General features: G+C 45.4%; 12 protein-coding genes, 1 tRNA gene, 1 rRNA gene and 1 riboswitch. Of the genes, 10 read left to right on the top strand and 4 right to left on the bottom strand.

What is annotated here, in order from left to right; translation table 11 throughout:
• Window position 1: 1 nt before the first annotated feature.
• The 3 genes from HGT73_RS07570 to metA all read left to right on the top strand — a co-directional run bounded on the left by HGT73_RS07570 (window position 2) and on the right by metA (window position 1,328).
• A tRNA-Thr gene (locus HGT73_RS07570) sits at window positions 2-77 on the top strand.
• A gap of 38 nt (window positions 78-115) precedes the next feature.
• Window positions 116-231, top strand: a 5S ribosomal RNA gene (rrf, locus tag HGT73_RS07565).
• A gap of 167 nt (window positions 232-398) precedes the next feature.
• Window positions 399-1,328, top strand: coding sequence for a homoserine O-acetyltransferase MetA (metA, locus tag HGT73_RS07560; RefSeq protein WP_214213259.1), 930 nt, complete (start codon window positions 399-401; stop codon window positions 1,326-1,328).
• Window positions 1,329-1,621: 293 nt separating this feature from the next.
• Here the strand turns inward: metA and panS are convergent, their stop codons facing one another.
• Window positions 1,622-2,533 (bottom strand): ketopantoate/pantoate/pantothenate transporter PanS, encoded by a 912-nt coding sequence (gene panS / locus HGT73_RS07555; RefSeq protein ID WP_214213257.1) that lies wholly within the window; start codon window positions 2,531-2,533, stop codon window positions 1,622-1,624.
• A 9-nt stretch (window positions 2,534-2,542) separates the two neighbouring features.
• Window positions 2,543-3,898, bottom strand: a complete 1,356-nt coding sequence (gene lysC / locus HGT73_RS07550; protein WP_214213255.1) for a lysine-sensitive aspartokinase 3 — start codon at window positions 3,896-3,898, stop codon at window positions 2,543-2,545.
• Window positions 3,899-3,977: 79 nt separating this feature from the next.
• Window positions 3,978-4,170: riboswitch (Lysine riboswitch) on the bottom strand.
• 353 nt (window positions 4,171-4,523) lie between these two features.
• Between lysC and pgi the strand changes: the two genes are divergently transcribed.
• The 4 genes from pgi to ubiA all read left to right on the top strand — a co-directional run bounded on the left by pgi (window position 4,524) and on the right by ubiA (window position 8,223).
• Window positions 4,524-6,170 carry a glucose-6-phosphate isomerase gene (pgi, locus tag HGT73_RS07545; protein WP_214213253.1) on the top strand — a complete coding sequence of 549 codons (1,647 nt, stop codon included), beginning with the start codon at window positions 4,524-4,526 and terminating at the stop codon, window positions 6,168-6,170.
• Window positions 6,171-6,301: 131 nt separating this feature from the next.
• Complete coding sequence (psiE, locus tag HGT73_RS07540; RefSeq protein WP_214213251.1) at window positions 6,302-6,721, top strand: phosphate-starvation-inducible protein PsiE; 420 nt, start codon at window positions 6,302-6,304, stop codon at window positions 6,719-6,721.
• An 84-nt stretch (window positions 6,722-6,805) separates the two neighbouring features.
• Entirely contained in the window at window positions 6,806-7,369 is a 564-nt protein-coding gene (gene ubiC, locus HGT73_RS07535; RefSeq protein ID WP_214213249.1) for a chorismate lyase, read from the top strand.
• A complete protein-coding gene (gene ubiA, locus HGT73_RS07530; protein ID WP_338110791.1) occupies window positions 7,342-8,223 on the top strand; it encodes a 4-hydroxybenzoate octaprenyltransferase in 882 nt (293 codons plus the stop codon). Before ubiC ends, ubiA begins: the two co-directional genes overlap by 28 nt.
• A 45-nt stretch (window positions 8,224-8,268) precedes the next feature.
• Here the strand turns inward: ubiA and plsB are convergent, their stop codons facing one another.
• On the bottom strand, window positions 8,269-10,713 hold the full coding sequence (gene plsB / locus HGT73_RS07525; protein ID WP_214213284.1) for a glycerol-3-phosphate 1-O-acyltransferase PlsB: 2,445 nt from the start codon (window positions 10,711-10,713) through the stop codon (window positions 8,269-8,271).
• 132 nt (window positions 10,714-10,845) lie between these two features.
• On the opposite strand from plsB, the gene HGT73_RS07520 reads away from it, so the two are divergent.
• From HGT73_RS07520 to dinF, 3 genes are all read left to right on the top strand, one after another.
• The gene (locus HGT73_RS07520) at window positions 10,846-11,226 is read left to right on the top strand and encodes a diacylglycerol kinase (RefSeq protein ID WP_214213247.1); all 381 of its coding nucleotides are present in this window, start codon (window positions 10,846-10,848) and stop codon (window positions 11,224-11,226) included.
• Between the two features lie 88 nt (window positions 11,227-11,314).
• Window positions 11,315-11,929, top strand: a complete 615-nt coding sequence (gene lexA, locus HGT73_RS07515) for a transcriptional repressor LexA (protein ID WP_214213245.1) — start codon at window positions 11,315-11,317, stop codon at window positions 11,927-11,929.
• Window positions 11,930-11,939: 10 nt separating this feature from the next.
• Window positions 11,940-13,271, top strand: coding sequence for an MATE family efflux transporter DinF (dinF, locus tag HGT73_RS07510; RefSeq protein ID WP_214213243.1), 1,332 nt, complete (start codon window positions 11,940-11,942; stop codon window positions 13,269-13,271).
• A 3-nt stretch (window positions 13,272-13,274) separates the two neighbouring features.
• Here the strand turns inward: dinF and zur are convergent, their stop codons facing one another.
• The gene (gene zur / locus HGT73_RS07505; RefSeq protein ID WP_214213242.1) at window positions 13,275-13,802 is read right to left on the bottom strand and encodes a zinc uptake transcriptional repressor Zur; all 528 of its coding nucleotides are present in this window, start codon (window positions 13,800-13,802) and stop codon (window positions 13,275-13,277) included.
• Between the last annotated feature and the right edge of the window lie 15 nt (window positions 13,803-13,817).

Raw genomic sequence — 13,817 nt, 5'->3', positions numbered from 1 at the left:
TGCTGATATGGCTCAGTTGGTAGAGCGCACCCTTGGTAAGGGTGAGGTCCCCAGTTCGACTCTGGGTATCAGCACCAGATACAAATAGCATGAGTTCGGAAAAATACAGAATTTGCCTGGCGGCACTAGCGCGGTGGTCCCACCTGACCCCATGCCGAACTCAGAAGTGAAACGCCGTAGCGCCGATGGTAGTGTGGGGTCTCCCCATGCGAGAGTAGGGAACTGCCAGGATCCTTTTAGAAGAGGCCACCCAATAGGGTGGCCTTTTTGCTTTTTCCTTTTTTTGCTAAGTTAAGCTGAAATTATTTCACCTATCCCTTCCATTTCTCGACACTGTTACACGACCACGTTATATTGGCTATCTGGACGTCTAAAATAGAATTCGAGGATTAAGTGTTATGCCGATTAAAGTACCTGATGAACTCCCTGCAGTGAATTTTTTGCGTAATGAGAATGTATTTGTTATGACAGATACGCGCGCCCATCTGCAAAATATTCGCCCTTTGAAGGTACTGATCCTCAATTTAATGCCGAAGAAAATTGAAACTGAAAATCAATTTCTTCGCTTATTGTCTAATTCACCTTTACAACTTGATATCCAACTTTTGCGTATTGATAATCGTGAGTCACGCAATACTCCCACAGAGCATCTGAATACTTTTTATCGTAATTTTGAAGACATCAAAGACAATAATTATGATGGGTTGATTATTACCGGTGCTCCACTGGGCCTGGTTGACTTTGATGATGTCGCTTATTGGCCGCAGATCAGTGAAATCTTAAGTTGGGCGAAAAAACATGTCACCTCAACACTCTGTATCTGTTGGGCGGTACAAGCCGCACTGAACATTCTTTATGACCTACCGAAGCAAACATTAGATAAAAAACTATCAGGGGTTTACGAGCACATAAATTTGGAACCTCATGCTCTCCTGACACGGGGTTTTGATGAAACTTTTCTTGCTCCGCATTCACGTTATGCAGCTTTTCCCGTAGAAACGATTAAAGCCTTTACCGACTTAGATATATTAGCGACATCTGAACAAGCGGGGGCTTATTTGATGGCATCTCGGGATAAGCGTTTAGTTCTCGTGACGGGCCATCCTGAATATGATGCTGATACGTTAGGTGCTGAGTATCTTCGTGATCGGGAGGCAGGGCTACAGCCAGTACTTCCCGAAAATTACTTCCCACACAACGATGCAAGTAAAAAACCTAAAGCCGCCTGGCGCAGCCACGGCCATCTCTTATTTGCTAATTGGCTTAATTACTATGTTTATCAAATTACACCTTTTGACCTTCGTGAGATGAACCCTACTTTGGAATAAGGCTATTTGATCATGAATATCGACCGCGCTTTACTTATCCTATAATTTCGCTATATGAGTTTGGGCGATACGTCGTTTTTGATTTGGCATAATGCGGATCTTGGGGGTAGGCTTAATGCCTTTTGGTCTTGTGACCTGACCCAATAAACAAAACAGTGACACTTGGCTGCGCTGTATTGTCTTATTGAGCGAGAGGAAAAGAGCCGATGCGTTTTCTGGTTTATGGCGAAAAGCGGGATATAGCTAACGAATAGTAAGGCTCGACAGTATTTTACTGTCGAGCCTTATTGCTTTTAAGGGGTTTTCTTCCCTGACCAATATCCTGAAAGTAGAGAACCAGAGATATTATGCCACACAGAGAAGAGTGCGCCTGGCAGTGCTGCCAATGGCGAGAAGTAAATCTTACCTAAAGTTGCCGCCAATCCAGAGTTTTGCATACCGACTTCCAGCGCTAACGTTCGACATACTGACTCATCGAAGCCAAATAATTTACCTCCCCAGTATCCAGCAATCAGCCCAATAGCATTATGCAGAATAACGGCAATAATAACGGTAACGCCAACCTGAGTGATAAAGTTCTGACTTCCTGCGACCACCGCTGCAATAATCAGAAGAATAGCGATCATCGACAAAGTGGGAAGATAAGGCTCGACACGATCAACGGCTTTTTTACAGCGATGGTGCACGATCAACCCCAATCCAATAGGGATTAGCACTATCTTCACAATACTCCATAACATACCGGCAATATCGACTTGAATAGCCGTATCGACATATAAGCGGGTCAGCAACGGCGTGGCAATCACGCCCACTAATGCTGACACCGAGGAGATAGTGACCGAGAGCGCGACATCGCCTTTAGCGAGGTAAATCATCACATTTGAGGCTGTGCCACTGGCAACGCTACCTACCAAAATCATTCCCGCGGCGAGATCTGCAGGCATATGCATCACCTTAGCGAGTCCATAAGCGGCTGCGGGCATCACCAAGTAGTGTAAAAACGTCCCAGCTAATACAGGAGCAGGACGCGTTAACACTCGGCGAAAGTCATCAAAACTCAGGGTAACGCCCATTCCAAACATAATCAGCATTAGTAATTCGCTGACCCAAGGACCCACCGGGGTAAAAGTTGCTGGCCGCCAATAAGCGATAGCAGAAAGCAAGACTGCCCAAAGTGGAAATAGCCTGGTAAACATGGCTAACATCATTGTTCCTTACTCAAAAAGATGTTGGTGCAATGTTTGAACCGCTGCTTCCGCGTCCTTACTTGGCAGTAAGAAACAGAGATTATTTTCACTTGCACCATAACAAATTAAACGCAAATTAAAGTCCGATAGCACGCCAAAAACCTTTTTGCCCACCCCTGGTGATTGCGAAAGATGATTACCAATTAATGCCACTAACGATAAGTCTTCTTCAACTTCAACACGACATAGTGTGGATAGCTCGGTCAGCAGCGCCTGAGTCAGTAAACCACGAGCCTGGCCACTGGTATTGGCCGTATCAAGGGTTAGAGCAATACTGACCTCCGATGTGGTAATTAAATCCACAGAAATATTATGGCGTGCTAAAACGGCAAAAACTTCAGCTAAGAAACCTCGTGCGTGGAGCATTTTCAGACTGTGCAGCGTCAATAATGTCTGACGCCGACGTAAGGTCAGGGCTCTAAATAACGGTTTCTCATTCGTCTCGTGGTAAACAAAAGTACCGCCATCGTTAGGGGCTTTGCTTGAGCCGACAAAAACAGGAATATTATTGCGTACTGCGGGAAGGAGGGTGGCGGGATGCAATACTTTCGCACCAAAGGTCGCCATTTCAGCGGCCTCTTCAAATGAAATCTCTGCAATACGTTTCGCGGTAGGAACGACTCTTGGGTCGGTGGAAAAAATACCCGTTACATCCGTCCATATATCGATTCGGCTTGCTTTAATCGCCTCGCCAAGCAAAGCGGCGGTATAGTCACTGCCACCACGGCCTAAAGTGGTGGTGCGCCCTTTACTTTCACAACCAATAAACCCTTGGGTAATCACCAGATTATCATTAAGCAGCGGAGCAAGGTGTAGGCTAGAAAGCTCACCTAAGGCCTTAAGATCGGGTTCTGCGTTACCAAAACGATCATTAGTACGCATAATCTTACGTACATCAAACCATTTCACTGATACCTTTCTTTCACGGATAAGTTCGGTAAACAGTAGGGTAGACATCAATTCACCGTGACTAACAAGTTCATCGGTCAGGGCAAGGGAGGTCGCCAGTGAAGCGGCTTCAGAGAGAGTTGTAATACTTTCGAGGATGCGGTCAATTTCATCGCGAACAACGTCAGCACTACTCAGATTATCGACGATGGCATACTGAATACGACGGACTTCATCGAGTAAAAATGCGCGACGAGCAGCTTCTTGACCTGAGGCGAGTTCAACGAGAAGATTGGTGACACCAGCAGACGCCGACAAAACAACAAGTTTGACTTCTGGATAACTGAGTACAATATCGGCACTGCGTGACATTGCTTCAAAATCAGCAACACTGGTACCACCGAATTTTGCCACAATGAATGTGGATTGGGACATGCTTTACACCCTCGATTCTAAAATTATCAACGAACAATTCATTTTTAGGTGAGGGAGGACGATAAAGCATCAGCGCTTTCGACTCAGAAGCCCCCCACCTAACGTCATTAACATCAATTGATGCCTTGGTGACAGCTCAAGGGATTCAGCCCCTGTAGCCGACAACTAAACAGTCCGTCTGTTTAGTGTCTCGGCATCACTCCCCCTGATATGTCGTCATGGAACACGGATTCTCCGACATACTGCCTGGGTGATGCGCCTCTTCTGATTACGGCGTTAATACGCCATTGAGTAGAAATATCGTTTAATACCGGTGCTGTCAACGCTAAATCGTTTATCACAGAAATTTAATAGTAAAGTTTTCTACTATTATGGAAATCGAGCTGATTATTTAGGCGCTAAATAGCACCTCCTAGCAAATCTCCTTGATGAGGACGTTCTAGAGTAAGGGATAATTAAGAGGCACCCTAGTGGCTAACGCATGGTTATCTTGGATAAATTCAGTCAAGATGGCAGTGACGGCACCAGTGTGTCGAACGACAACCCAGGCATGGACTAACTGCCCGCGAAGCGTGTGCGAGGTTTATCTCTGTCGACAGTTTATTAACTAACTAAGAGTGTGGTTATGAAAAATATTAATCCTACACAAACAGCAGCATGGAAAGCGTTAGAGCAGCATTTTCAAACAATCAATGAAACGGACATTGCCTCGCTTTTTGCTCAAGATCCTCAACGTTTTTCTCATTTTTCGTCAACCTTTGAAGATAAAATTTTAGTCGACTATTCAAAAAACCGTATCACTCAAGAAACGTTGGATAAACTTCTGACTTTGGCGGAAGAGTGCGACTTATCTGGTGCGATTGCCTCGATGTTCGCGGGAGAGAAAATTAACCACACTGAAGACCGTGCCGTACTGCACGTCGCTTTACGTAACCGCAGCAATACGCCGATCTATGTCGATGGCAAAGACGTTATGCCCGAAGTGAATGCTGTGCTGGAAAAAATGAAACAGTTCTCTTCGCGTATCATTAGCGGTGAGTGGAAAGGGTATACCGGTAAAGCCATCACTGATGTGGTCAATATTGGGATTGGTGGATCAGACCTTGGGCCATTTATGGTCACCGAAGCCTTGAGACCTTATAAAAACCATCTTTCCATGCACTTTGTCTCAAATGTCGATGCCACGCATATTGCCGAAACCTTAAAACCTCTTAACCCTGAGACCACGCTATTCCTTGTGGCCTCAAAAACGTTTACCACGCAAGAAACTATGACTAACGCACACAGTGCTCGTGATTGGTTCCTTGCACAAGCGGGTGACGAAGAGCACGTTGCTAAGCACTTTGCCGCACTCTCCACCAATAGTTCTGCCGTCAGCGAATTTGGTATTGATACTGACAATATGTTTGAATTTTGGGACTGGGTGGGCGGACGTTACTCCTTATGGTCGGCCATCGGTCTCTCTATCGCCCTGTCTATTGGTTTTGATAACTTTGAGCAGCTGTTATCCGGTGCACATGCCATGGATAAACACTTTTCTCAGACACCAGCCAAAGATAACTTACCGGTGACCTTGGCACTGATTGGTCTGTGGTATAACAATTTCTTTGGTGCGGAAACAGAAGCGATTCTTCCCTACGATCAATATCTTCACCGTTTTGCTGCCTATTTTCAGCAAGGTAATATGGAATCTAACGGGAAATATGTCGATCGTGATGGCAATCCGGTGAATTACCAAACTGGCCCAATCATTTGGGGTGAACCGGGCACTAATGGTCAACATGCTTTTTACCAATTGATTCACCAAGGGACCAAAATGATCCCTTGTGATTTTATCGCCCCGGCTATCAGCCATAACCCGCTGAGTGATCATCACGACAAACTACTGTCTAACTTCTTTGCACAAACCGAAGCCTTAGCATTTGGTAAAACGAAAGATGCAGTTGAAAAAGAGTTTGTCGAAGCAGGGAAGTCGCTGCAAGACGTTGCACACATTGTTCCTTTTAAAGTTTTTGAAGGGAATCGTCCGACTAACTCGATTTTATTAAAAGAGATCACCCCCTATAGTCTCGGTGCTTTAATCGCGATGTACGAGCATAAAATCTTTACCCAAGGGGCAATACTGAATATTTTCACGTTTGACCAGTGGGGAGTGGAGCTAGGGAAGCAACTGGCTAACCGCATTCTGCCTGAGTTAAAAGTCGATGATGTTATCAGCTCCCATGACAGCTCAACCAATGGACTGATCAATCACTATAAATCGTGGCGTTAAGTTAAGTGATTACAGAAAAAAGCGGCTTAAACGCCGCTTTTTTTGATTAAAAGTCAGTAGTTATTGAGATATCTGTCACATTAAAGCATTATTATTTTTCAGCTCGCTTCTTATAAAAATGAGAAAAAATAATGAATGATCAAGTTGTTATTTCAAAAATACCTCGCATTATCGCCAATATTTTACAATGGGTACTTAATATTGGACTTATCGTTTTAGCCGCCATTCTGGCTATTTTTTTGGGGAAAGAGACCTATAACCTAGTAACGGTACTTTTTCATCGTGGTGAAGAGCAATCCTCTTACCTCTTGATAGAGGGTATTGTTATCTACTTTCTCTACTTTGAGTTTATAGCCTTAATTATCAAATACTTCCTATCAGGGTATCATTTCCCCTTACGCTATTTTATTTATATTGGCATTACCGCTATTGTGCGGCTGATCATTGTTGACCATAAAAACCCCTTAGATACTCTGATTTATTCAGCGGCAATTTTGGTATTAGTCGTGACCTTATGGTTAGCGAATAGCCGCCGGTTAAAGCGCGAATAAGGATATGCAGGACGGCTTTTCGCAGAAGATTCAGTGGTATTCTGGTATGATTATGTTCATTTCTGAGTAAATACGGATTATTTCATGGGTTATCAGCCGGTGGAGACATTACTCACTGACCATTTTTCTGCGCTTTCCGCAACAGCGTGTTTACCCGAAATCTACTCTTGGCTGGTGGATGAGTCCTCGATGACGGCACGTTTAGAAGCGCTGTGTCGAGTGTTAGAGGTTTCTATCGTCAAAGAAGGCTTTATTACGGCGCTCGGGCTCTCTGCGGATGAGCAATCTTTATTGAGGCCGCACGCCAACGATCAGCGCTTTTGGTTAAGAGAAGTACAACTGATTGCGGACGGTTCTCCCTGGTTAGCTGGGAGAACCGTTATTCCCGAAAATACCTTACAGGGGCCGGAGACAGCGTTAACGGCATTGGGTAATCGCCCTTTGGGACATTATTTATTTCAAAATACATCATTGAGTCGAGATTATTTAAATCCCGGAATAATCGGTGGATTATGGGCACGGCGTTCTTTATTACGCCTTGCCAAAAAACCGCTATTATTAACCGAAATTTTTTTACCTGATTCACCCCTCTATCAGTCATCGGCAAAAGGATCTTCAGCGTGTACTCTGCTACCCGTTCAAAAATAAACGCGTATCGACAACTTATGCGGCTGGATAAGCCGATTGGTACCCTTCTCCTACTTTGGCCAACGTTCTGGGCATTGTGGTTATCCGGCATGTCGTTCCCACCGGTATCGGTGCTTGTGGTATTTACGCTCGGGGTCATCTTTATGCGTGCCGCCGGATGCGTCATTAATGACTACGCGGATCGCAATATTGATGGGCATGTTGAGCGAACAAAACATCGTCCTCTCGCCAGTGGACGCATCACAGCCAAAGAAGCAAAGCGACTATTTATTGTACTGGTGCTCTGTTCTTTCCTACTGGTTCTGAGTATGAACAGAATGACGATTCTGTTATCGGTAGGTGGGGTTTTACTGGCATCTGTATATCCCTTTATGAAACGCTACACACATTTGCCACAAGTGGTACTGGGCGCGGCTTTTGGTTGGGCGATACCGATGTCTTGGGCTGCCGTCACCGGAACGGTACCGACGGTTTGCTGGCTGCTTTTTGCCGCGAATGTGTGTTGGACGGTTGCTTATGATACGCAATATGCAATGGTAGATCGAAATGACGATCTCAAGATTGGAGTAAAATCTACCGCTATTCTTTTTGGCCGACATGACCGCGCTATCATTGGTTTATTGCAATTTATTACGCTATTTCTGATGGTGCTGGTTGGTAGGATGTTACACCTCAATATCTTTTATTATCTCGGTTTAGCGGTGGCGGCAGTGCTGTTTGTCTGGCAACAAAAGCTGATTTTCCATCGTGAACGCGCTGCGTGTTTCCAAGCATTTTTAAATAATAATTATGTAGGATTAGCGATTTTTGTCGGGATTATCGTCAATATGCTGCCTTTTATTAACTTAATGTAATCGGCCTAAATGAAAAGGCGACCTGAGGTCGCCTTTTTTTATCCTTTAACTATTGTGACTGTCTTGCGTTACCGTATCGGCATTTTCAATCGTTTGCCGTACATCACGCCCCATCAAATCTAAAAGCAGATTACGCATCACGATCGATTTTTGGATATCTGCATCATCACGATCACTGATATAACCTTCATCACGTAACGTTAATACCAATCCAGTAAATACCGCTTTATCGAAAAATTCAGGGGCATTGATACCATGCAGAACGGAAAGTCGTTGAGCCAGAGTTCGGCTCTCTTTTTCTAACGTACCGCGGTTAATGGTGGGTCTGGCGCTTAAAATCGTAAAGGTTATTGCATAACGTTGTAGTGTTTCACGAACACCGGCTGCAAGCAGCTGAAGTGTGCGATAACGCGATGTCGATGTGGATGTAATAACGCCTTCACTTTCTGTAATGAGCTGCTGACGACTTAACTCACTCAGTAATAAATTAATGGTTTGTGTTAACTGCTCATCATTCCAATGCAGGAAAAGCTCACGCTTTAACATTGGGTAGATAAGTTTGACCTGCTTGCAGAGTTCGTCATAGCTCAGGGATTTATGTTGAAGAATAATGCTGGCTAATAACGAAGGTAAGACTAATAGATGATGAATATTATTACGATAATAGGTCATCAACACCGCTTGTTCTCGAGGCAGTACAATGATTTCACCTAAAGTATCTTGCTCAATCGAAAACTTGTTCATTTCAAGCGCATGATCGAGCAGCTCTTGAGGCGTCATCTCCGGGAGTGTTGATTCCGAGGAATAAGGAACATTTCGCAAGAGATCGCTGTAGCAGGAGAGTTGGTCAAGTAATTGCTCGCGAGTCAAGGAGCGCTGACGCGAGGCCAATAATGCCGTCACACATAAATTCATCGCATTTGCAGCGCCCGCATTGTTGATACGAGTCATAAGCTGTTCCGCGATATCATTCACAACGGGGGTTAGCCAGGTTGGGCGTTGGACTTCGATAGGGTCAATATCATTACGCCATTCTGGAACATGTTGATTGAGATAAGTATTGAGCGGTAATGGTTCACCAAAGTTAACAAATCCCTCACCGAGATTGCGCAGCTTTCTTAACCCCCGCAGCATTTGCATGAAGCCTTCTTTTTCCTTCGCGGCTCCCCGCAACTCTTTTGCATAAGTCGCAACCTCCATAACATGCTCATAACCGATATAAATCGGAACGAGTGTAATAGGGCGGTTGGTTCCTCGTAGCATGGCTTGTAGGGTCATAGTTAAAGTGCCGGTTTTCGGATCAAGTAAGCGGCCAGTACGCGAACGCCCACCCTCGACAAAATATTCGACAGAATATCCACGACTAAATAGCTCACCTAAATATTCACGGAATACCGTGGAATACAGTTTATTGCCCTTAAATGTCCGGCGGATAAAGAAAGCCCCAAGGTGGCGGAATATCGGGCCAGCCGGCCAGAAATTGAGGTTGATCCCTGCCGCAATGTGCGGTGGCACTAACCCTTGGTGGTAAAGCACATAGGAAAGTAGCAGATAGTCCATATGGCTACGGTGACAAGGTACATAGACCAGTTCATGGCCATCTTGTGCCAGTTGGCGGATACGCTCGCCACCATTGACCGTAATACCTTTATATAATCGGCTCCACAGCCAACTCATTACACGATCAGTAATACGAATAGCTTCGTAAGTAAAATCCGCCGCGATTTCTTCCATCATTTCGACCGCATTTTTTTGTGCTTGATCGAGCGTGATTTTTTTAGATCGAGCTTCATCCTCGACGGCTTTGGCAATCGCGGGCGATTGCAGGAGTTTTGAAAATAGCTGTTGGCGTGCTGGCAGGCTCGGCCCAACTGCGGCTAAGCGTTGGCGAGCAAAGTGTATATGCGCCACACGCGCTAATTTATGGGCAATCGATTTGTCGGTGCCATGTTCGTCAGCCATTTGACGCATTGAGACTTTGGCAGAGAAACGAACGAAACTGTCGCGGCCTAACCACAGTACGGCAAACAGTTTTTGTATACCGTTAAGTTCACGTAGAGAAGGACCGGGTTCACCATTGATTTCACGTGATGGCGCTCGACCAAACATCACGGAAACCGGGACGAGTTGTACGTCCAATGACGGGTTATTTTTATGCAAATCGAGACAGTCATGAAAAATCTTCACTGATTCTTGATGTGGCGTAAACGAGGGGAATACCCGTGGCCCGTCGTGCATAAAAACATAACGGGGTAATAGAACACCATCTATCTCAATAGGCAGTAACGGATCGGGAAGATCATGCTTCAAGCACTGAGTACGCAATGCGAGCAAATCCGTTTTGGAATCGTAGGGGAAAACGTACATAATAGGACGCGTAGAATCGAGACCCAATTCAGTAATAGGATCACCAGGAATTACCCGACTTTTAACGATAAAAGAGAGGGGTAAGTTTAATAATTTATAAAATAAAATACGCCAACCGGACATAGATAAATTCATAGCCTCTTAAATGAGCAAAGCGTAGTCATAATAACAGAAACAGGTCGGAAGATCTGTCCAGTAAAAATGTATTATCGGGTCTATCACAGCAAGCATCATCATGACAAGAGAGGAAGATTAATGGCTAACCAAGTCACCGGATGGCGTCGCATTTATAATGCTGCGGGTTATTCATGGAAAGGTTTTTGTGCGGCATGGCAACATGAAGCTGCATTTCGACAAGAAACAGTCCTTGCGCTGGTCGGAACCTTGATTGCGATTTTACTGCCTGTGGGCTTGTTAGCCAAATTACTGCTAATAGGGTCAATGGTATTGGTGATTGTCGTTGAACTGCTGAACAGCGCTATTGAAGCGGTGGTGGATCGTTTTGGCGGGGAATGGCATACGCTTTCAGGTCAAGCAAAAGATATGGGATCGGCGGCGGTTCTACTCTCATTGCTCTGGTCACTGGCGGTGTGGATAGCCGTACTGATAGAGAGCTGGCACCACTATTTCTCGTAATCGTTACCAATTTATCTTTTTAGCTGGTTTCTATTTATAAAATACCTGTATATACTCACAGAGACTGTATAAACAACCAGGGGGTCGGATGAAAGCGTTAACCACAAGGCAGCAGCAGGTTTATGACCTGATTCGTGATCATATTAATCAGACTGGCATGCCTCCGACCCGAGCTGAAATTGCTTCTCAACTCGGTTTTCGATCACCAAATGCTGCCGAAGAACATCTCAAGGCCTTGGCGCGTAAAGGGGTTATTGAAATTGTTTCTGGTGCATCACGAGGTCTTCGTTTGTTACTTGAAGAGCCGGAGGCTGAGGGACTACCGTTAATCGGGCGAGTTGCCGCAGGGGAACCGATCCTCGCGCAGGAACATATCGAAAGCCACTACCATGTTGATCCAGCACTATTCAAACCTAATGCCGACTTTTTATTACGGGTCAGCGGTATGTCTATGAAAGATATTGGTATTATGGATGGTGATCTACTGGCCGTTCATAAAACACAAGAAGTGCGTAATGGCCAGGTTGTGGTTGCCCGTATTGACGATGAAGTCACGGTTAAACGCTGGAACAAAGAAGGTAATATCGTTCACCTTTTACCCGAGAACAGTGAGTTCAGCCCGATTGTGGTCGATACTCGCCAGCAAAGTCTTATGGTTGAAGGGTTGGCAGTCGGTATTATCCGTAACGGCGAATGGCTATAGGGGTATCCCCATGTTAAGAGGGTTGACTGCGACAGACAAAAAACTCTGGCAACTCGCAGTACCTATGATCCTCTCTAATATCTCAGTCCCGTTACTCGGCTTGGTCGATACGATGGTAATCGGCCACTTGAGCCACGAAGTCTTCTTAGCGGGTGTGGCGATTGGCAGCAGTGTGACCAGTTTTGCCTTTATGTTATTCCTATTTTTAAGGATGGGAACAACAGGCCTCACAGCACAGGCGTGGGGCGAAAAACAGCCCAATAAACTCCGCCAATCACTGCTGCAACCATTATTACTTGCCTTAGCGGTCGGTCTTTTTTTTGCCTTATTTCATCATCCGCTGACAGAATGGATACTCAGGGTGATGGGTACCGAGCAGAAGACAGGGGATCAAGCCGCGATTTTTCTTTCCATCCGCTGGCTTAGTGCTCCGGCAACCTTAGCCAATATGGTCATACTCGGTTGGCTATTAGGGGTACAATACGCAAAAGCACCGCTTATCCTGCTTATTGGTGGCAACACTGTTAATATCCTCTTAGAGCTGCTATTTGTGCTGCACTGGCACTATGCGGTTAGCGGTGCGGCGTGGGCGACAGTGATCGCCGAATATTTCAGCCTATTATTGGGGCTTTATTTAGTATGGCGGGTGGCGCGACAGCGGCATTTATCACTCAAGCTCCATTGGGCCGAGTTAACCCACGGGTTGAGTCGATTATTTCGCCTTAACCGCGACATCTTATTGCGTTCCTTATTACTCCAACTCTGCTTAATCAGTTTCACTATTATCGGCGCGCGTTTGGGCACCTCTATCGTGGCGGTGAATGCCATTTTGCTGATGTTTATCACCTTTACCTCCTATGCGTTGGATGGGTTTGCTTACGCGGTAGAATCCGTTTCAGGCGAAGCATTTGGTGAGAAAAACAGTGCCGCATTACAGGCTATATGGCAGTCCGCCTGCCAGCAAGCAGCTATCGTTGCGGTTATTTTCTGTATTATTTATGGTTGTTTTGGGGAAAGGATCGTTCGCCTGCTGACCTCATTGCCCTCTTTGCAACAAGAGGCTAGTCACTACCTATTTTGGCAGGCAATCTGTCCCATTATTGGCGTATGGTGTTACTTACTGGATGGACTATTTGTCGGCGCAACACGCGGTCGAGAAATGCGTAATAGCATGCTCGTTGCGGCGCTCGGTTTTGCGATAACGCTACTCTCAGTGCCCGTCATTGGTAATCACGGCTTATGGTTAGCGCTGATGGTCTTTTTAGCGTTGCGAGGGGTGACTTTAGGCTATGCTTGGATAGCCCATCGACGCAATAACAGCTGGTTTGATCTTACGCGCTAAGTATCACGCACGACCAGGTTTACGTTTTGGTTCAGTAATGTTTTTATGGTCGTGATGGCAATGCTCTTGATCGTCACACTGTAAAATAGTTGCACAAGCCTGACATAATCCATGCGCTTCAATAATGCTATGCCGCAAGGTGAATCCTGACACGCTAGCCTGTTCCTTAATCCCGTTTTCGATCCCTTCTGCAGGTCTTTCCGTGACAGATGCACATTGGTCGCAGATCAACAGCATTGAACTATGGGAAGGGTGGTCAAAGTGCGGGCACACCACATAACTATTATTCGATTCGACGCGATGTATAAAAGCTTGTTCCAATAAAAAATCTAAGGCTCGGTAGACAGTAGGAGGTTTAGCTTGGGGCTCGCTGATACGTAATTTATCGAGTAAATCATAAGCACTGATAGCATGGGGGTGTTCAATCATTAGTCGTAACACTTCTGCACGTTGTGCAGTTAATCGAACGCCACGCTGAATGCAGAGTTGTTCGGCATCAGCGATTATTTTCTTAGCAGAGCGTGGCTGCATAAAACGCCTCAATCA

Origin of the sequence: Rosenbergiella australiborealis (genome assembly GCF_018494035.1) — a bacterium.
Lineage (GTDB): Bacteria > Pseudomonadota > Gammaproteobacteria > Enterobacterales > Enterobacteriaceae > Rosenbergiella > Rosenbergiella australiborealis.
This window is presented reverse-complemented; position numbering and strand designations above follow the sequence as displayed.